The 18792-nt window shown below is 72.8% G+C and carries 19 protein-coding genes; 14 read left to right on the top strand and 5 right to left on the bottom strand.

Translation table 11 applies throughout. From position 1 onward, the window contains the following. Positions 1 to 11 precede the first annotated feature (11 nt). Positions 12 to 1004: a dihydroxyacetone kinase subunit DhaK gene (gene dhaK, locus ABT245_RS32195; RefSeq protein WP_351740442.1), complete on the bottom strand. Its 993-nt coding sequence runs from the start codon at positions 1002 to 1004 to the stop codon at positions 12 to 14. Positions 1005 to 1262: 258 nt separating this feature from the next. Continuing rightward, positions 1263 to 1397 (bottom strand): hypothetical protein, encoded by a 135-nt coding sequence (locus tag ABT245_RS32190; RefSeq protein WP_351740439.1) that lies wholly within the window; start codon positions 1395 to 1397, stop codon positions 1263 to 1265. Between the two features lie 465 nt (positions 1398 to 1862). Here ABT245_RS32190 and ABT245_RS32185 point away from each other — a divergent pair, with 465 nt between their 5' ends. Continuing rightward, positions 1863 to 2333, top strand: coding sequence for an Lrp/AsnC family transcriptional regulator (locus tag ABT245_RS32185; RefSeq protein WP_351740436.1), 471 nt, complete (start codon positions 1863 to 1865; stop codon positions 2331 to 2333). A 28-nt stretch (positions 2334 to 2361) separates the two neighbouring features. Here ABT245_RS32185 and ABT245_RS32180 read toward each other — a convergent pair whose 3' ends face one another. Next, positions 2362 to 2847, bottom strand: coding sequence for an Lrp/AsnC family transcriptional regulator (locus ABT245_RS32180; RefSeq protein ID WP_351740433.1), 486 nt, complete (start codon positions 2845 to 2847; stop codon positions 2362 to 2364). Positions 2848 to 3091: 244 nt separating this feature from the next. Here ABT245_RS32180 and ABT245_RS32175 point away from each other — a divergent pair, with 244 nt between their 5' ends. The 8 genes from ABT245_RS32175 to ABT245_RS32140 all read left to right on the top strand — a co-directional run bounded on the left by ABT245_RS32175 (position 3092) and on the right by ABT245_RS32140 (position 10219). Next, positions 3092 to 4009, top strand: a complete 918-nt coding sequence (locus ABT245_RS32175; RefSeq protein WP_351740430.1) for an ABC transporter permease — start codon at positions 3092 to 3094, stop codon at positions 4007 to 4009. Then, on the top strand, positions 4006 to 4821 hold the full coding sequence (locus ABT245_RS32170) for an ABC transporter permease (protein WP_351740427.1): 816 nt from the start codon (positions 4006 to 4008) through the stop codon (positions 4819 to 4821). Before ABT245_RS32175 ends, ABT245_RS32170 begins: the two co-directional genes overlap by 4 nt. 395 nt (positions 4822 to 5216) lie before the next feature. Then, the gene (locus ABT245_RS32165; protein ID WP_351740425.1) at positions 5217 to 6299 is read left to right on the top strand and encodes an ABC transporter substrate-binding protein; all 1083 of its coding nucleotides are present in this window, start codon (positions 5217 to 5219) and stop codon (positions 6297 to 6299) included. 1 nt (position 6300) lies between these two features. Continuing rightward, positions 6301 to 7395 carry an ABC transporter ATP-binding protein gene (locus ABT245_RS32160; RefSeq protein ID WP_351740422.1) on the top strand — a complete coding sequence of 365 codons (1095 nt, stop codon included), beginning with the start codon at positions 6301 to 6303 and terminating at the stop codon, positions 7393 to 7395. A 52-nt stretch (positions 7396 to 7447) separates the two neighbouring features. Beyond that, entirely contained in the window at positions 7448 to 8239 is a 792-nt protein-coding gene (locus ABT245_RS32155) for a carbon-nitrogen hydrolase family protein (protein WP_351740420.1), read from the top strand. Between the two features lie 5 nt (positions 8240 to 8244). Next, positions 8245 to 8937: an RraA family protein gene (locus tag ABT245_RS32150; RefSeq protein ID WP_351740417.1), complete on the top strand. Its 693-nt coding sequence runs from the start codon at positions 8245 to 8247 to the stop codon at positions 8935 to 8937. 44 nt (positions 8938 to 8981) lie between these two features. Beyond that, entirely contained in the window at positions 8982 to 9701 is a 720-nt protein-coding gene (locus ABT245_RS32145; RefSeq protein WP_351740414.1) for a 3-keto-5-aminohexanoate cleavage protein, read from the top strand. Between the two features lie 62 nt (positions 9702 to 9763). After that, a complete protein-coding gene (locus ABT245_RS32140; RefSeq protein ID WP_351740411.1) occupies positions 9764 to 10219 on the top strand; it encodes an RpiB/LacA/LacB family sugar-phosphate isomerase in 456 nt (151 codons plus the stop codon). A 282-nt stretch (positions 10220 to 10501) separates the two neighbouring features. Here the strand turns inward: ABT245_RS32140 and ABT245_RS32135 are convergent, their stop codons facing one another. Further along, a complete protein-coding gene (locus tag ABT245_RS32135; RefSeq protein ID WP_351740409.1) occupies positions 10502 to 10867 on the bottom strand; it encodes a DUF6479 family protein in 366 nt (121 codons plus the stop codon). 177 nt (positions 10868 to 11044) lie between these two features. Here ABT245_RS32135 and ABT245_RS32130 point away from each other — a divergent pair, with 177 nt between their 5' ends. The 5 genes from ABT245_RS32130 (at position 11045) to ABT245_RS32110 (ending at position 16812) form a co-directional block, all read left to right on the top strand. Beyond that, entirely contained in the window at positions 11045 to 11419 is a 375-nt protein-coding gene (locus ABT245_RS32130) for a four-helix bundle copper-binding protein (RefSeq protein WP_351740407.1), read from the top strand. 306 nt (positions 11420 to 11725) lie between these two features. After that, positions 11726 to 12904 carry an acyl-CoA dehydrogenase family protein gene (locus ABT245_RS32125; RefSeq protein WP_351740404.1) on the top strand — a complete coding sequence of 393 codons (1179 nt, stop codon included), beginning with the start codon at positions 11726 to 11728 and terminating at the stop codon, positions 12902 to 12904. Between the two features lie 99 nt (positions 12905 to 13003). Beyond that, complete coding sequence (locus ABT245_RS32120) at positions 13004 to 14065, top strand: glycoside hydrolase family 25 protein (protein ID WP_351740401.1); 1062 nt, start codon at positions 13004 to 13006, stop codon at positions 14063 to 14065. A gap of 106 nt (positions 14066 to 14171) precedes the next feature. Then, entirely contained in the window at positions 14172 to 15098 is a 927-nt protein-coding gene (locus tag ABT245_RS32115; protein ID WP_351740399.1) for an oxygenase MpaB family protein, read from the top strand. A 151-nt stretch (positions 15099 to 15249) separates the two neighbouring features. Beyond that, positions 15250 to 16812, top strand: coding sequence for a phytoene desaturase family protein (locus tag ABT245_RS32110; protein ID WP_351740397.1), 1563 nt, complete (start codon positions 15250 to 15252; stop codon positions 16810 to 16812). Positions 16813 to 16873: 61 nt separating this feature from the next. Here ABT245_RS32110 and ABT245_RS32105 read toward each other — a convergent pair whose 3' ends face one another. Further along, the gene (locus ABT245_RS32105) at positions 16874 to 18655 is read right to left on the bottom strand and encodes a serine hydrolase domain-containing protein (RefSeq protein WP_351740394.1); all 1782 of its coding nucleotides are present in this window, start codon (positions 18653 to 18655) and stop codon (positions 16874 to 16876) included. Positions 18656 to 18792: the final 137 nt, after the last annotated feature.

Below are 18792 nucleotides of genomic sequence, written 5' to 3'. Positions count from 1 at the left end.
CGAACGCCGGGTCACATCCCCCAGCGCAGGGCCGGCGTCCGCACCGGCGCGTCCCACAGACGCAGCAGTTCCTCGTCGACCTGGCACAGGGTGACCGAGGCGCCCGCCATGTCCAGGGAGGTGACGTAGTTGCCGACGAGGGTGCGGGCCACCGCCACGCCGCGCTCGCCGAGCACCCGCTGCACCTCGGCGTTGAAGCCGTACAGCTCCAGCAGCGGGGTCGCGCCCATGCCGTTGACCAGGACGAGGACCGGGTTGCGCGGGGGCATGTCGTCCAGGATCGCGCCCACCGCGAAGTCGGCGATCTCACCGGAGGTCATCATGGCCCGCCGTTCGCGGCCCGGCTCGCCGTGGATGCCGATGCCCAACTCCAGCTCGCCGGGCGGCAGATCGAAGGTGGGGCTGCCCTTGGCCGGGGTGGTGACCGCACTGAGGGCGACACCGAAGCTGCGGGCGTTCTCGTTGACCTGCCGCGCGAGGGACTCGACCCGCTCCAGCGGCTGCCCCTCGGCGGCGGCGGCGCCCGCGATCTTCTCCACGAACAGGGTGGCTCCCGTACCGCGCCGCCCCGCCGTGTAGAGGCTGTCGGTGACCGCCACATCGTCGTTGACGAGCACCCTCGCCACCTGGATGCCCTCGTCCTCGGCCAGTTCGGCCGCCATGTCGAAGTTGAGGACGTCGCCCGTGTAGTTCTTCACGACGAACAGCACGCCCTGGCCGCTGTCCACGGCGGCGGCGGCGCGCGCCATCTGGTCGGGCACCGGCGAGGTGAACACCTCGCCCGGGCAGGCGGCCGACAGCATCCCGGGCCCCACGAAGCCGCCGTGCAGCGGCTCGTGCCCGGACCCGCCGCCGGAGACGAGCGCGACCTGTCCGGCCACCGGGGCGTCCCGCCGTACGACCACCCGGTTCGCCACGTCCACGGTCAGCTCGGGATGGGCTGCCGCCATTCCCCGCAGCGCGTCCGCCACCACGGTCTCCGGGACGTTGATGAGCATCCTCATGGGTACCTCCAGTTGACGCTAACAGATGGCCCTCTGACCTGCATTTTCAGCGGGTCGGTACGGGTGGGCCCGATGGCCGGCGCGGCGGGCCGCTGCGCTCGGCAGCGGGCCCGGGCGGTGGTGGCGCGGACTCGGTGCTGTCGTGGTGATGGCCTGTCAGGTGGTCGGAGCGGTCGTTCGGGCTTGGCGCAGGTGTTCCCCTGGCAGTATCGGCCTTGGGGCAGCGAAGGTCACGGTGGGCGGCGATACGGGTGGCGGTCAGCGGGCCGCGGGCCCCTGTCGGAGCGCCGGATCGGCCCCGCCGGCCGCGGCCACGGCCCGGAACTCGGCCGGCGACTCGCGCAGCACCTGTGACCGTTCGCGCTCCTCGGCCGCCGCGGTCCAGCGCTCCACACCGACCGCGAAGACGGCCCCCCACCTCGGCGGTCAGGCTCGCGGCGGGCTCCGCGACGCCGCGCCGGCGCAGGGCGTCGGCGAGCACGGCCGACAGCGACGCGAGCTCGATCAGCTCTGCGCCGCTGGACCGGCGGCCCACCGGTCCCGGGCTGCTCGAAGACCTCGGCAAGGGCCACTGCTGCCACACCCCGCCACCGCTCCCCGACCGCAGGGCCCCGGCCGCGCGCGCCGACGGCCCGGCACTCCTGCCACCCCGCCCGGCGGGAGGCCGGTGCCATCCGTTCGCGCGGCCGCAGCCGGCTCCCGGCGGGCGCTCCTGCTCCCCGCCGCGTTCGTCGTGCCCCCCGCGTACCGCGCTCATCGCGGCCGCGTACGGTCTGGGAGCATACGGAGCACAAGAACGCGTACGGTCTGGAGCACACGGAGCACAAGAAGGGGACGCGCCGGAAGGAGGTGGCCTCGTTGATCGACGAACTCGACCGGAACATCGTCCGGTCCCTCACCCGCGACGGACGCACCCCCTACACCACGCTCGCCCGCGAGCTGGGCGTCTCCGAGGCCACGGTGCGTCAGCGGGTGTCACGGCTCCAGGACAGCGGCGCGCTGCGCATCGTCGCGCTGTGCAACCCGCTCACCCTGGGCCACCAGTCCGTCCGGCTGATGATCCGGGTGCGGGACCTCACCCCTCGCGCGGTCGCCAAGAGCCTCGCCGACATACCGATGATCAACCATGTGGCGCTCTGCGCCGGCAGCCAGGACATCTTCCTGGAGGGGACCTGCCGGGACCAGGCCCAGCTGGTGCAGCTGCTCGACGAGATCAGGATGCTGCCCGGGGTGTCCCGGGTCCAGGTGCTGCTGCTCCTGGAGCTGTTCAAGGACTACTCCTGGAACGGGCTCAACAGCGCCGTGGGACAGGCCGTCGCCGACGACTGAACGGCCCGCCGGGCGGCCGCCGCCCGGATCACGGCGGCAGGATGCGCTGGTCGGGCGAGGCGGGCAGATCACGAAAGCCCGCCCACAGATAGCTGTCCTTCACCACTTCGAGCACGGTCAGCGCCTCCGCGTGCGCGACACCGTTCACCCGCCGCACCCGCTCGGTGAGCAACTCGGACAGATGCGCCAGATCGCGGCAGCGGACATCCGTGATCAGATCGTAGGGGCCCACACAGGACGCCACATAGCGCACCTCCGGCATCCGCGACAGCTCCCGGGCGACCAGCGCCACCGGGATGTGCTGCACCCGCACCGCGAGATGGACCTCCACCTCGCCGAGCCGGACCGCGTCCGTCATCCCCACCACCTGAATCGCGCCGCGCCGCTGCAGCCGCTGGAATCGCGCCCGCACCGAGGCCTCCGACAGGCCTATCGACCGGCCGATCTCCCCGAAGGACCGCCGGCCGTCGACGCGTAGCTGGTCGATGATCTGCCGGTCCAGGTCGTCGATCACCGTGGTACCTCCGTTCCCGTGCTTCCCGCCATCATCGCCCTCGGTTGTCGCGCGGCGATTGCGAGATGCGCGGAATTCAGGCTGCGTTTCCACTGGATTCGATGCACATGCCCCTGTTCGGGCCGCACGGGCGGGCGGAAGCTGGTGCGCACACCACGGCCGGGTGATCACTTGGGCCGTGCGGGACCGCTCGCGAGGAGGCACAGCCCATGCAGGAACCCCCGTCCGCCGCGCGGCGTCTGCGGTGACCGTGACCGCCGCGCCGCCGGCGCTCGCCACCGCGCCGCCGACCGCCCCGGCGACCCGCAGCCGCCTGCGGTACCACGGGACGACCCTCGCCCTGCTGGCGCCCGCCGGGGTCACCGTCGTGGCACTGGTGCTGCTGCCGCTGGTCCTGGTGGTGCGCAACAGCTTCGCCGCGCCGGACGCCTACGGCGGCGTACAGGGCGGCTTCACCCTCGCCAACTACCGCGAGCTGATCGACCCGGTGTACCTGAAGGTCTTCGGCTACAGCCTCGGCATGGCCGCCCTGAACACCGCCGTCTGTGTGGTCCTCGGCTATGTGGTGTCCACCTACCTGGCCGGCCGGCCGCCGCGCCGGCAGGGCATCCTGCTTCTGCTGATCATCGTGCCGTTCTGGACGGACTTCCTGGTACGCACCTTCGCCTGGATCAATCTGCTCAGCCCGGGCGGCCCGGTCAACGCGCTCACCGACGCGGTCGGCCTCACCGACGGACCGGCCCGGTGGATCCCCAGCCAGGGCGCCTCGTTCATCGGTCTCGTCTACGCCTTCCTGCCCACCGCCGTCTTCCCCGTCTACGCCACCCTGCGCGGCGTCGACCCGTCGCTGGGCGAGGCCGCCCGGGACCTGGGCTGCGGCTGGTGGCGGGTGCACACCAAGGTGCTGCTGCCCCTCGTACGGCCCGGTCTGCTCGCCGCGGCGCTGCTCACCTTCATCCCGACACTCGGTGTCTTCGTGATCCCGGTGCTGCTCGGCGGCGGCAAGGACCAGCTCGTCGGCAACCTGATCGTCACGCTGTACACCGAGTTCCGCAACCAGCCCATGGGCGCGGCGGCCTCCGTCGTGCTGCTCGCCCTGATGACCGTGTCGGTGGCGGTCCTCGGCACCGCGGCCCGCCGGCTGAGGAGGAAGGCGTCATGAGAAGCCGCGCCGCCCGCACCGGGCGCCTGCCCGACGCCGTGACCGGCTGGCTCGCCCGGGGCGTCATCGTCTTCCTGTACGTGCCGATCGTCGTCGTCGTGGTGCTCTCGTTCAACGACTCCGACCTCACCTACAAATGGGGCGGGTTCAGCACCCGCTGGTACGGCGTGCTCGCGGGGGACACCGATCTGCTCGCCGCGCTGCGCGTCAGCGCGGAGGCCGGGGTGGTCTCGGCGACCCTCGCCACCCTCGGCGGACTGTTCGCCGCGATGGGCATGGCCCGGCTGGGCCCGCGCGGGCGGGCCCTGTTCTCCGGCAGCCTGTTCCTGCCGCTGGTGATCCCGGAGATCGTGCTCGGCGTCGCCCTGCTGTCCGTGTTCGGCACCCTGCGGGCGAGCCTCGGCATGACCTCGCTCGTCCTCGGCCATCTGGTGGTGACCCTGCCCTACGCGGCCCTCATCGTGATCGGCGCGCACCGCGCCCTGGACCCGTCCCTCGACGAGGCCGCCGCCGACCTCGGCTGCGGCGCCTGGCAGCGGTTCCGCCTGATCACCCTGCCGCTGCTGAAACACGCCCTGCTGGCCTCCTGGCTGCTGTGCTTCACCATCTCCTTCGGCAACATCGTGATGTCCACCTTCACCGGAGGTGTCGGCACCACGACCCTGCCGCTTCGGGTGTACTCCCTACTCAAGACGGGACTCACCCCGGAGATCAACGCACTGGGCACCCTCCTCGTGCTGTTCACCTTCCTGATCATCCTCGGCGCCGGGCTGCGACAGATGCGCCGCGTCCTCGTCGACGACCCCACCTGACCGGCCACCGCGGCCCCGCGCCCCTCCGGCACCCCCGCTCCTCCAGCACCACCGTGCTCCTCCGCCCCCCGGTCCTGCACCGTCCGTCCCGCGCTCGTGGGCCGCATCGCGTCGGTCCGCACCATCTGTTCCGCGTCCGGCGCGCCCCACCGCCTCGGCCCGCACCGTTCCCGCCCGCGCCAGCGCCCGCGCCCTTCCCGCACCCCCTCTGCCCCTCCCCGACCCGCCGCGGGCCCGTCCGTCCCACGTCCGTCGCGCCGCATCGCGTCGGTCCTGCACCGTCCGTTCCGCGTCCGGCGCGCCCCACCGCCTCGGCCCGCACCGTTCCTGCCAGCGCCAGCGCCAGCGCCCCGTACGTCCTCGTACACCCCGGCACGTTCCCGAAAGGTCTCGTCATGCCCCGTACCACCGTCCCGAGAACCCTTCTCGCCACCGGCGTGCTCACCGCCACCGCCGTGCTCGCCACCGGCTGCGGCGGCTCCGGCTCCGACGCCGTCTCGTCCACCGGCGGCGGCAAGGAACTGCACGTCTACGCCTGGGCCGGGGAGATCCCCGATTCCGTGGTCAAGGGCTTCGAGAAGGAGACCGGCATCAAGGTCACGATCGACACCTTCGACAGCAACGAGACCATGACCGCCAAGCTCGGCTCCGGCTCCTCCGGGTACGACCTGGTCGAACCCAGCCAGTACACCGTGCAGCAGCTCGTCGGACAGCACCTCATCCAGGAGCTGGACCACTCGAAGATCAAGGGCCTCGGCAACCTGGCGCCCAAGTTCCGCACCGCGTCCTACGACCCGGGCAACAAGTACAGCGTCCCGTGGATCTGGGGCACCACCGGCTTCGCCTACAACGACACCTGTATCAAGTCGGCGACCAGTTGGAAGACGCTCTTCGACGACACGTACAAGGGCAAGCTGTACATGCTCGACAACATGCTCGCGGCGTACATCGCCGGCCTCCAGGTCACCGGACACCGGGCCACCAGCACCGACAAGGACGAGATCGCGCAGGCGACCGAGGCGCTGCAGAAGCAGAAGAAGATCCTCGCCGGCTACAACTCCACCAACTACCCGCAGCTGCTGTCCACGGGCCAGGCGTGCGCCGCCGAGGCGTGGAGCGGCACCGCCATGGCCAAGGTCGTGGCGTCCGACCCGCATGTGCACTACGTCATCCCGGAGGAGGGCGGCTCCATCTGGACGGACGGCCTCGCCATCCCCAAGGGCGCGAAGAACCTGACGTCGGCGTACAAGTTCATCACCTACGCGCTGCGCCCCGAGGTCGCCGCGAAGGCCACCGATGACGGCTCCTCCGCCAGCGCCAACCAGGCCGCCCGCAGGCTGATCAAGGACAAGGCGGCCCTGAAGAACACCGCGATCTACGCGCCCGACGCGGCCATCGCCAAGGCGGACTTCCTGCTCGACCCGGGCACCGCGATGCAGTACTTCCAGCAGGGCTGGACCAAGGTCAAGGCGTCCTGACATGGCATCGCCTCACACTGTGTCCGCCGACCCCAAGACCGTGGCCGTCCGTCTCCTCGGCGTCGGAAAGGCCTTCGGCACCACACACGCCGTGCGCGATGTGACCCTCGACATCCAACGGAACGAGTTCTTCTCCATCCTCGGCCCGTCCGGCTGCGGGAAGACCACCCTGATGCGGATGATCACCGGCTTCGAGGAGCCCACCGAGGGCAGCATCGAACTCGGCGGCACACCGGCGACCGGTCTGCCGGCGCACAAACGCGACCTGAACATGCTCTTCCAGAGCTACGCCCTCTTCCCGCACCTCAGCGTCGCCGACAACGTCGCGTTCGAGCTGAGGGTGCGCAAGCTGCGGCCGAGGGCGCAGCTCTTGGCCGCGGTGGACGAGGCCCTGGCCCTGGTCCGGCTGACGGGCTTCGGCGACCGGGCCGTCGCACAGCTGTCGGGCGGCCAGCGCCAGCGCGTCGCCATCGCCCGCGCGCTCATCGCCCGCCCCTCCCTGCTGCTGCTCGACGAACCGCTCGGCGCCCTCGACAAGAAGCTGCGCGCCGAGATGCAACTGGAGCTGAAGAAGATCCAACGCGAGGTCGGGGTCACCTTCGTGACCGTCACCCACGACCAGGAGGAGGCGCTGACCATGTCCGACCGGATCGCCGTCATGAACGGCGGCCGGGTGGTCCAGGTCGACACCCCCGAGGGCGTCTACGAGCGGCCCGCCACCCGCTTCGTCGCCTCCTTCATCGGCACCTCCAACTTCCTCACCGGCACCACGGACGGCACCCGTCTGGCCGTGCCGGGGCTCGGCACCCTGCCGGTGCCCCGCACGGACCTCACGGGCGAGGCACACCTCGCGGTGCGCCCCGAACACATCCGGGTCTGCCCCGAGGAGAGCGCGATCCCGGCCGGCCGTGCCACGCTGCCGGGCACCCTGCGGCAGTCGGTCTACCTCGGCAGCGCCGTCCGCCACCACCTCACCCTCGACGACGGCAGCGCGTTCGTCGCCGAGACACATCCCACGGACGCGGCCCATCCGGCCCCCGGCAGCCGGGTGTGGGTGCACTGGAACCCGGACGCCTCCCGCGTGCTCGCCGAATGACCGCCCCGCTCCCGGCCCCGCCCGACCACCACCACAGCAAGGAGACACGACCGTGAAGGTCGCCGCCGCCCAGTACGCCCCCACCGCCGACATCGCGGGGAACCTCGCAGTCGTCGAGACCATGGCCGGTGAAGCCGTGGCCGCGGGCGCCGAACTCGTCGTCTTCCCCGAGGAGGCGATGATCCCCGCGGAGGCCGCCGCCGGGCCACTGCACCGCACCGCCGAGGCCCACTGGCCCGTCTTCCTCGGCGAGTTGTCGCGGATCGCCGCCGCCCACGGCATCGCCGTGATCGCCGGCGGCTACGAACCGAGCGGCGACTCCCTGCCGTACAACACCATCGCCGCCGTCTCCGCGGACGGCGAACTCCTCGGCCGCTACCGCAAGATGCACCTCTACGACGCCTTCGACCACCGCGAGTCCCGTCAGGTGCAGCGCGGCGACGAGGGACCCTGCGTGGTGCGGATCGGGGAGTTCAACGTGGGCCTGGTCAACTGCTACGACCTGCGCTTCCCCGAGTTCACCCGGACCCTCGTGGAGATGGGCGCCGATCTGCTGTCCGTGTCCGCGGCCTGGGTGCGCGGCCCGCTGAAGGAGGACCACTGGACGACGCTGCTGCGCACCCGCGCCATCGAGAACACCTGCTGGGTCGTGGCCGCCTCGCTCACCACGCCCGACTGCATCGGCATGAGCATGGCCATCGACCCGCTGGGGGTCGTGCGCGCCGCGCTCGGTGAGGAGGAGCGCGCCCTGTGCGTGGTCGAGGCGGACAAGCACCGCATCGACCGGGCCCGCACCATCCTGCCCGTCCTGCGCAACCGCCGCATCATCATCGGACCGAGGTGACGACCATGCCCCTGGACATTCGCGATCTGGAGCAAGTACCGCCGCTGGACGCCGAGTTGGCGGCGCGCCTCGCCGACGTCGACTTTCCCACCCTCGGCCACTACCTGGAGGAGGGATTCTGTGATCCGGCGCTGCGCCGCCTCGCCGGCCGGGGCAGGCTGGTCGGCCGCGCCGTCACCGTACGGATCACCGCCACCGACTCCACCCTGCTGCACCATGCCGCGTCCCTCGTCGGACCGGGCGACGTCGTGGTCGTGGACTGCGGCGGCGACCGCCGTCATGCCCCGCTCGGCGAGGTCGTGGCGCACGCCCTGGCGGCCCGTGGCGCGGCCGGCGCCGTCGTGGACGGCGTCTGCACCGACATCGGCGCCCTGCGCGAGATCGGCCTGCCCGTCCACGCGTACGGCACCTCGCTGCTCACCACCAAGCTGCACGGCATCGCCGACGGAGCCCTGAACGCGCCCGTCAGCTGCGGCGGCGTACCGGTGCGGGCCGGCGATCTGGTCCTCGGTGACGACAACGGCCTGCTCGTCGCGCCGGCCGCCCGGCTCGCCGCCGTCGTCGACGAGGCCCTCGCCGACGACGCCGAGGAGCCGGATCTCATCGCCGCGCTGCACCGGGGAGAGCGGCTGGGAGCCCTCACCGGGGCCACCCGCACCGTCGAGAACCTGCTGCACCCCGCCTCCACCCCAGCGTGACCACGGCCCGTTCCGGCCACCCACCCCTTCGCAAGGAAGCACCCATGTTCCTCAAGGCAGCCATCAACGGCGGGCGTACCCGCACCGAGCACCCCGCCGTGCCGCTGACCCCCGAGGAGATCGCCGCGGACACCGCCGCGGTGCTCTCCTTCGGCGCCGATGTCGTCCACTTCCACGTCCGCACCGCGGACGGCGGCCAGACGATCGAGCCCGACGCCCTCGCCGACGTCCTGCGCGCCATCCGCTCCGTGGCGCCCGCCGCCGTCGTCGGCACCACCACCGGACTGTGGACCTGCTCCGGACCCCAGGAGCGGTACGACCTCGTCAAAGCCTGGGAGGTACTGCCGGACTTCGCCTCGGTGGCCTTCAGCGAGCAGGGCGCGGCGGAGACCGCCGCGCTCGTCACCGCCCGGGGCATGACGCTGGAGAGCGCCGTGTGGAGCACGGACGACGTGGCCGCGCTGCTCGCCTCGCCGACGCTGGCGGACAACGCGCGCATCCTGATCGAGCCGATGGACGAGGACCCGGACACGGCGGTCGCCCACGCGCGCGAGATGGCCGCCCGTATCCGCGCCGCCGGGGTCGGCTGCCCGCTGCTCTACCACGGCGAGGCGGCCACCACCTGGCCCGTGCTGCGCGCCGCCGTCCACGACGGGCACCAGGCCCGCATCGGCTTCGAGGACGGCATCCACCTCCCGGACGCCACCCCGGCCAGGCGCAACACGGACCTGGTCACGGCCGCCCGCGCCCTCGCCGCGCACTGACCCCGGCCGGGCTGTGGTCCGGCCCCCGGCGGCGGGTCGCCCGGTCGGTTAGGCTCCGCGGCATGCGGATCTCTGTCTCCTCGGACATGGACGAACCCGTCGCCCGGCTCGTCGTCGCGGAGCTGCGCCGGCGCGGGCACGAGGTGCGCGCGCACGGCGCACTGGAGCCCGGCGCCGACCCGCGGTGGGCGGTCTGCTCCGAGGCGGCGGCCCGGGACGTCGCCGCCCGGGCGGCGGACCAGGCCGTCGTGTGCTGCTGGACCGGAACCGGCGCCTCGATCGCCGCGAACAAGGTGCCGGGCGTACGGGCGGCGCTGTGCACGGACGCCTACACCGCCGAGGGCGCCCGCCGCTGGAACGACGCCAATGTCCTGGCCCTCGGACTGCGTCTGACCTCCGAGCCGGTCCTCAAGGAGATCCTCGACGCCTGGTTCACGACGGCTCCCAGCGAGGACAGCGAGGACCGCGACAACATGACCCACATCAACCGCCTCGACGCAACCCGCCCCCCTTCCTGACACCCTCCCCCAAGGGACCCGCCGCTGTGTCGGCCCCCCAAGGCCCAAGGGTCGCGGGGAACTGCGCGCTCAGCCACGACGCCGCCGCACCCGGCCGACGGCGTCCCGTGTCACGGCGAGCGCCCGACCTCGCCGGGTTGGCCCGGGGGGCGCGGGGAACTGCGCGGTCAGCCACAACATTGCCGCACCCGGCGGACGGCATGCCGCGCCTCGGCGAGTCGCCGGCCCCGGCAAAACCACACGGCGCCGAGCGCGAAGACCGCTGCCGAAACGCCGTAGGCGTCAGTGGGCGCCCAGCCCGCCCCCGCCGAACGAACCGCTTGAGCCCTTGCTCCACCGCGGCCGGTCCTTCGACTCGCTCGGGCGGGTCTGCTGGTTGCTCAGCTCGTACGGGGTGAGCGGACGGCCCCCCTCGGGGGTCCTCGGCACCTCTTCGGACTCCCGGTTCTGCCGGACCTCGCGCACCGCGCCGCCCGGAGGCAGGTGCGGCTGCTCCTCGGGGCGCGGCCGGGGCGGTTCGTGGTACTTGACACGGGAGCCCAGCCAGAAGCCCCCGGCGAGCAGCGCCAGGACGGCCACAGCCACCACGAAGAGCCCGAGACTCAGCAGGCCGCTCGGTGCGGCCATCTGCATCGATACGGTACTCATAGCACTGGCGTACCCCTGCCATAACCGGATGAACCAGCCGCTTTCCGTCGTCCGTCGCCCACGTCCGGTGACGCTGCCCCCAACGGTTTTGACCGACCCCCGGCCCGAGCCGACCCGCACCCGAGCCACCCGCACCGGCCCGGGTTTGACCCGTCCCGGCCGGGCTACCCGGGCCATGTGACACCGACGACTTCCGAGCAGGAGCTGTACCGCTTCCTGGAGGACCGCTTCGCGTGTGCGCAGGCGTGCACGGAGTGCGCCCGGGCCTGCGCGGTGCGCGCGAGCCTCCTGGACGCGGACGGGACCGAGGGGCCGGAGCGGGTACGGCGGCAGGGCATCCTGTGCGCGGAGGTGTGCGACACCACCTGCCGCATGCTGTCCGAGCAGAACTGCCAGGACCAGACCGGCGTGCGGATCCAGCTGGAGTGGTGCCGCGCGGTCTGCCTGGACAGTGCCGAGGCCTTCGAGGGGTGGTCCGGCGCGCGGACGGCGGCGGAGGCGTGCCGGGCGTGCGCCCGGGCCTGCACCGACTTCGTCGCGGCACTCGGCTGACGTAAGCGACCGCCCTGACACACCGCGACGGCCCAGCCCCCTCGCGCCCCGTCTGCCCTCTCGCGCCGACTGCCCAGCCCCCTCGCGCCCTCGGCTGCCCAGCCCCCTCGCGCCTCCCGGCAGCGCTCGCACCCGTGCCCTGCCCTCGCGCCTTCCCGCGGTCATCCGGCGAGGCGCGCGACCGTCCGCGGGCTCGCGCGGCCTGTGGGCTTGACGTGACTTCCGCGGGGGCCGCCATTCCCAATTTCTGCAACACGTTCTACGGTGTGCGCCGTCAGGACCGGCCGACGGGAACCTGGAGGCGCCGTGCATCTCGACCACACGCCCGAGCAGCAGCGGCTGCGCACCGAACTGCGCGCCTACTTCGCGGACCTGGTACCGGACAACGCGTACGCCCGCTACGCCGACCCGGCCGCACAGAAGCGGTTCTACCGTGACACGATCAGGCGGCTCGGCGCGGACGGCTGGCTCGGCGTGGGCTGGCCCGAGGAGTACGGCGGGCGCGGCCTGACGGCGATGGAGCAGTTCATCTTCTTCGACGAGGCCGCGCAGGCCGGCGTACCGCTGCCGCTCATGGCGTTGAACACGGTCGGCCCGACCCTGATGCGGTTCGGCAGCGACGAACAGAAGGCGTACTTCCTGCCGCGGATCCTCTCCGGCGAGATCGACTTCGCCATCGGCTACAGCGAGCCGGACGCCGGCACGGACCTCGCGTCCCTGAAGACCCGCGCCGTACGCGACGGCGACGAGTACGTCGTCAACGGGCAGAAGATCTGGACCACCAACGGCGACACCGCGGACTGGGTGTGGCTGGCCGTGCGCACCGATCCGGACGCCCCGCCGCACAAGGGCATCACCATGCTCCTGGTGCCGACCTCCGATCCCGGCTACTCCTGCACCGTCATCACCACCCTCGCCTCGCACGACACGACGGCCAGCTACTACGAGGACATCCGCGTCCCCCTCTCCCGCCGGGTCGGGGCCGAGAACCAGGGCTGGCGGCTGATCACCAACCAGCTCAACCACGAACGCGTCACCCTCGCCGCGCACGGCACGACGGCGATCCGCGCCCTGCACGACGTCCAGCGCTGGGCGCGAGGGACCAAGCTCGCCGACGGCCGCCGCGTGATCGACCTCCCCTGGGTGCGCAACCGGCTGGCCAGGACCCACACCAGGCTCGACGCGATGAAGCTGCTCAACTGGCGGATGGTGAACGCCGTGGAGGACGGCAGCCTCACCCCCCAGGACGCCTCCGCGGTCAAGGTGTACGGATCCGAGGCCCGCCGCGACGCCTACGCCTGGCTCATGGAGATCGTCGCCGCGGCGGGCCCGCTGAAGGAGGGCTCGGCGGGCGCGGTCCTGCACGGCGACCTGGAACGCGGCTACCGCTCAGCGGTGATCTTCACCTTCGGCGGCGGCAACAACGAGATCCAGCGCGAGATCATCTCGTGGATCGGCCTGGGGATGCCACGGGTACGGCGCTGAGGATCGTTTCAAGTAGTCTCACGGACACGCCAGTTGTGGCCTGGGCGTGGTTCGGCACGCGTGGGGTCCGCGCTGCGCCGGATACAGAAGGAGGTGCGGATGGCCACCTGCCGCGGCATGGACGTGTCCGCCTACCAGGGCACCCAGAACTGGGCCGCCCACAAGGCCGACGGCGTCGTGTTCGCCTTCGCCAAAGCCAGTGAGGGCCGGCAGTCCAGGGACGCCAAGTTCGCCGGCCACATCACCGGGATCATCAAAGCCGGGCTGGTGCCCGGCGCCTACCACTTCGCCTGGCCCAACCAGGACGTCGACCAGGAGGCCGCGAACTACATCGGCGCGGTCCGGGCCCACGCGAAGAAGGGGTTCACCCACTGGCTGGACCTCGAACGCTACGCCGACGGCCGCAACTACAGCGGGCGCAGCGCCGCCCAGATCAAGGCCTGGGCCGCCGCCTGGATCGCCGCCGTACGGGCCGCGTTCCCCGGGCAGCGCGTCGGCGTCTACACCAGTGGCGACGACCTCGCCGCCGGCCGCGTGCCCGACGGCGTCCCCCTGTGGTACCCGGCCTACCCCTGGGGCGCCGCCCCGTACAGCAAGGCGGAGGCCGCGGCCCGGCCGAGGCCCAGCGGCAGGGCCCCGCTCATCTGGCAGTTCACCAGCCGGCCCGTCGACCGATCCATCGCCTATCTGTCCGAGGCGGGCCTGCGCGCCTGGGCCGCGGGCGACACCTCCGAGGAGGACGAGATGCCCCAGTACGTGAACCTCGGGCTCGCCAAGCCCTACAAGCTGAGCCCTGGCGCCTGGGACTCGATCGAGTTCACCAAGGAGTGGTCGGACGAGACCGGCGACCACGCCACCGACGGCAGCGTCTGGGCGCGCGGCCCGGCCCGCTTCACCGGCAGCATCAGCCTGTATCTCACCGGGCTGCCAGCCGGCGCGGTCGTCCAGGCCCGGATGTCCGAGTACGAGGGCGACAAGCACGCGGCCGACCACCCCATCCACGAGATCATCGGCACCGCAGGCGGCACCTTCGCCGTGATCCCGTTGACGAAGCGGCTCACGAAGGGACACGGCATGCGGGTCCGTCTGCTCAACCAGTCCCACTCCCCGGTCACCGTCAGCAGTGCCGTACTGACGCTGCTCGTGTGGAAAGAGAGCTGACCCGCGACGCGACAGCGGCACGGAACGGCACGGCACGGAACGGGCCGGGCCGTCGCCGCGCCGGGCGGGGACAATGGTGACCGGAGCAGCACGGCGCATCGGATCTGTGCGCGGGATCGCGGAGGTGGTCGTGGGGCTGCGGACGCGGATCGCGGACGAACTCAGGACGACCGTGCACGGCGGTGACCTCAAACTGGAGCGGTACGAGGGGCCCGCGGGCGATCCCGGGCTGCTCGGGATCGCTCCCGGCGACCCCGCCTGGCACGTGCACGGGCATCCGACGGGCATGCTCACCGGCGGGTTCGCCGCCCTGATGCTCCAGTCACTGCACCCGCTGGCGATGGCCGGGGTCGACCAGCACTCGGACTTCCGCGCCGACCCGGTGGGCCGGCTGACCGGCACCGCGCGGTTCGTCACCACGACGACCTTCGGCTCGGCGCCGGCCGCGCACGAGGCGATCGCCCTGGTACGCCGCATCCACACCCGGGTGCGGGGCACCGCCCCCGACGGCCGGCCCTACCGCGCGGACGACCCCGAGCTGCTGACCTGGGTGCACACCGCGGAGGTGCACAGCTTTCTGGCCGGCTACCAGACGTACGCGCCACAGCGGTGCCGGCTCACGCCCGCCGAGTGCGACACGTACTACCGCCAGGTCGCCCCGGTCGCCGAACTGCTGGGCGCGCGTCAGGTGCCCCGCAGCGTGCGCGACGTCGAACGCTACCTGGATCGTATGCGCCCCCAACTCCGTGCGACACGGGCGGCCTTGGACTCCGTGCAGTTCCTCCGCGGCTTCGGCCGCAGCGGCCGGGAGCGGCTGGTCGTACGCCATCTGATGAACGCCGCGGTGGGGCTCCTGCCTCACTGGGCGCGGGCCGAACTCGGCATCCGCCGCCCGGCGGCGGTCCGCCGCTGCTGGGACCGGCCGACGGCACTGGCGGTCGGCCGCACCATCGAATGGGCGCGCGGCCCGTCCGAGATCCACGCGGCGGCACGGCGCCGCCTGGCCGCCGCGCCGCCACCGGTCGACGCCTGACACCGGCGCGCGGGCCCGGCCGCCGGCGCGCCACGCGGGCGGCGGGGAGCGGGCCGGCCCGCGGCACGGCCGGCCCGGGACACCGCACCGTCAGCCCTCGCGCCCCGGCACGCCTCTGGCCGACGCAGATGAGCACGTGTTACCAAGAACCATGCCTGCACACGAGGGATCCCGCGCGTACGACGCCGTCATCGTCGGCGGCGGCCACAACGGGCTGGTCGCGGCCGCCTATCTGGCCAGGTCCGGACGGTCCGTGCTGGTCCTGGAACGGCTCGGCCGCACCGGGGGCGCGGCCGTGTCGACCCGCCCGTTCACCGGCGTCGACGCCCGGCTGTCCCGCTACTCCTACCTGGTCAGCCTGCTGCCCCGGAAGATCGTGCGGGACCTGGGCCTCACCTTCCGCGTCCGCGGCCGCACCATCTCCTCCTACACCCCGGCGGTGCGCGCCGGACGCCCCACCGGGCTGCTGGTCGGCGGCGGCGAGCGGCGCACCCGGGAGGCCTTCGCCCGGCTGACCGGCGGCACGCGCGAGTTCGCGGCCTGGCAGCGGTTCTACGGCATGACCGGCAAGGTCGCCCAGCGGGTCTTCCCGACCCTGACCGAACCGCTGCCCACCCGCGACGAGTTGCGCCGCCGCGTCGACGACGAGGACGCCTGGCGCACCCTGTTCGAGGAGCCCATCGGGGTCGCGATCGAGCGGGAGTTCGAGGACGACCTGGTGCGGGGCGTCGTTCTCACCGACGCCCTCATCGGCACCTTCGCCGACGCCCACGACCCCGCGCTGCCGCAGAACCGCTGCTTCCTCTACCACGTCATCGGGGGCGGCACCGGCGCCTGGGACGTGCCAGTCGGCGGCATGGGCGCCCTCACCGACGCGCTGGCCGCCGCCGCGCGCACGGCGGGCGCGACCCTCGCCACCGGGCACGAGGCCGTCCGCATCGACACCGACGGACACCACGCCGAGATCGCCTACCGCACGGCCGACGGCGAGGGCGTCGTGGCCGCCCGGCACGTCCTCGTGGGCGCCTCGCCGCAGGAGCTGGCCGACCTCACCGGCGACCCGCGGCCCGCCCCCGCCGAGGGCGCCCAGCTGAAGGTCAACATGCTGCTCAAGCGGCTGCCCGCGCTGCGCGACCCCACCGTCGACCCGCGGGAGGCGTTCGCCGGCACGTTCCACATCGCGGAGGGCTACGAGCAGCTGGCCGCCGCCCACGCCGAGGCCGCCGCCGGCAGGCTCCCCGCCGCACCGCCCAGCGAGATCTACTGCCACTCCCTGACCGACCCCTCGATCCTCGGCCGCGACCTGGTCGCCCGCGGCTACCAGACCCTCACCCTGTTCGGCCTGCACACCCCCGCCCGGCTGTTCGCGGGCGACAACGACGCCGTACGCCGTCAACTGCTGAAGGCGACGCTCGCGCAGCTCGACGCCCACCTCGCCGAACCCCTGGTCGACTGCCTGGCGACCGACGCCGACGGCCGCCCGTGCATCGAGGCGAGGACCCCGCTCGACCTGGAGCGCGATCTGCGCCTGCCCGGCGGCAACATCTTCCACCGTGCGCTGGCCTGGCCGCACACCCAGGAGGGCACCGGCCGCTGGGGCGTGGAGACCCGGCACGCCAACGTCCTGCTGTGCGGGGCGGGAGCGGTGCGCGGCGGCGGGGTGAGCGGAGTGCCGGGGCACAACGCGGCGATGGCGGTGCTGGAGCGGGACTGATGAGAGGGGGAAAGAGACGGCGGGACGCGGCGGACCGGGCCGCGAGACCCGGCCCCGCCCGTCAGTCGGCCGACGGCCGCCAGCCCGCCGCGGTGACGCGGGCCGCGTCCGCCGGGCGCGCCCCGTCGAAGACCACGGCATCACCGGCCTCGACGCGCAGCGCGTCGACGTAGGCGCCGCGGCCCACATAGAGCCGGTCGGTGGTGTACCGCCAGCGCAGGACGAGCCGCCGGTCGGCCGGGAGGTCCGCGGTCAGCCGGTGCCAGACGCGGCCCGACCAGCCGGCGGCCGTACCGTCCGGGTGCTCCCGGGACTCCTCGCCGCCCCGCCATGTGGTGAACGGCAGCGGACGCCAGGAGCCGCCGCCGTCCGTTAAGGCCTCCAAGACCAGCGCGTCCGAGGGTTCGGTGTCCCACCACAGGGCACAGCGCAGCCGCGCACCGCCGGACGAGGTGTCGAGCGGGGGCAGGGCGAGCGTGGCGGTCGTGGCGTTCGCCAGGCCCGAGAACCAGGCCGTGCGGCCCTCGGCGGGACGGACCGCGACGGCCCGCGCCAGATGTGTGCCGGCGGCGACCCGGGGAGCGGAACCGGATCGCCAGGTACGCACGGGATGCACCGAGTTGCCGAGCACCACGAGGAAGGAGTCGGTGGTCGGGTCGAGCACCAGGCAGGTGCCGGTGAAGCCGGTGTGCCCGGCGGTGCGCGGAGTGGCCATCGCCCCCATGTACCAGTGCTGGTACAGCTCGAAGCCGAGGCCGTGCTCGTCGCCCGGGAAGCCGGTGTTGAAGTCGGTGAACATCAGCTCCACGGACCGCGGCCGCAGGATGCGGGTGCGCCCGTACGCGCCGCCGTTGAGCAGCGTGCGGGCGAGCACCGCCAGGTCCCAGGCGCAGGAGAACACCCCCGCGTGGCCCGCGACACCGCCCAGGCTGTAGGCGTTCTCGTCGTGCACCTCGCCCCACACGAGTCCCCGGTCGAGGCCGGACCACGGCCTGCGCGCGTCCTCCGTCGCCGCGATCCGCGGCTTCCAGGAGGCGGGCGGGTTGTAGCGGGTGCGGCGCAGGCCGAGCGGGGCGGTGATCTGCTCGCGCAGGAGGACGTCCAGCGGGCGGCCGGTGACCCGTTCGAGGACGAGCTGGAGGGAGATCAGGTTCAGGTCCGAGTAGAGGTAGGCGGTGCCCGGCGGGCTGAGGGGCGCCTCGTTCCAGATGAGCCGGAGCTTGTCCTCGTACGCGGGGGCGTCGTACAGCGGGATCCAGGCGCGCAGTCCCGAGGTGTGCGTGAGCAGCTGACGTATCGTCACCTCCTGTTTGCCGGCGGCGCCGAACTCCGGGAGGTACGAGGCGACGGGCCGCTCCAGCTCGACGGTGCCCCGCTCCAGCTGCTGGACGGCGAGCAGCGAGGTGAAGAGCTTGGAGACGGAGGCCAGGTCGAAGACCGTGTCCTCGGCCATCGGCAGCTGCCGGCCGGCCGGGAACTCCACGCCGGTGTCGGTCTTCTCGTCGTAGGCCGCGTAGCGCACCGCCATCCCGATGGGCCGGTGCAGGGCCACGGTGCCGCCGCGCCCGGCGAGCAGTACGGCGCCCGCGTACCAGGGGTGCGCGGGGGAGGGGCCGAGGAACGTCTCGGCGTCGGCGACGAGCAGGCCGAGATGCTCGGGAAGCAGACCGGCGCGTTCGGCCGAGCCGTACCGCAGCGTGGTCCGGCCGGCCGCCGGGGCGGCGGCGGCCGGATTCGCGGGCAGCGGGCCGAGCGCCAGCGCGCCGCCCAGCGCCATGGCGCCGATGCCGAGGCGGCGCCGGGTCAGCCCCGCCGCCGTTGTACCCGGCACGTCGTCGGTCATGTGGGGCCTCCCGTCTGGAAGTATCTTTCGGGGCTTGCCGTGCGCGGTGAAACTTTCCTGTCAGGCGCGGAGCGTGTCAACGGTGCGCGCGGCCCCGGAAGAATCTGACGCTGTATCAGAAAAGGGCTTCCGTCGTT

This window comes from Streptomyces sp. NPDC001508, assembly GCF_040298665.1.
GTDB lineage: Bacteria > Actinomycetota > Actinomycetes > Streptomycetales > Streptomycetaceae > Streptomyces.
This window is presented reverse-complemented; position numbering and strand designations above follow the sequence as displayed.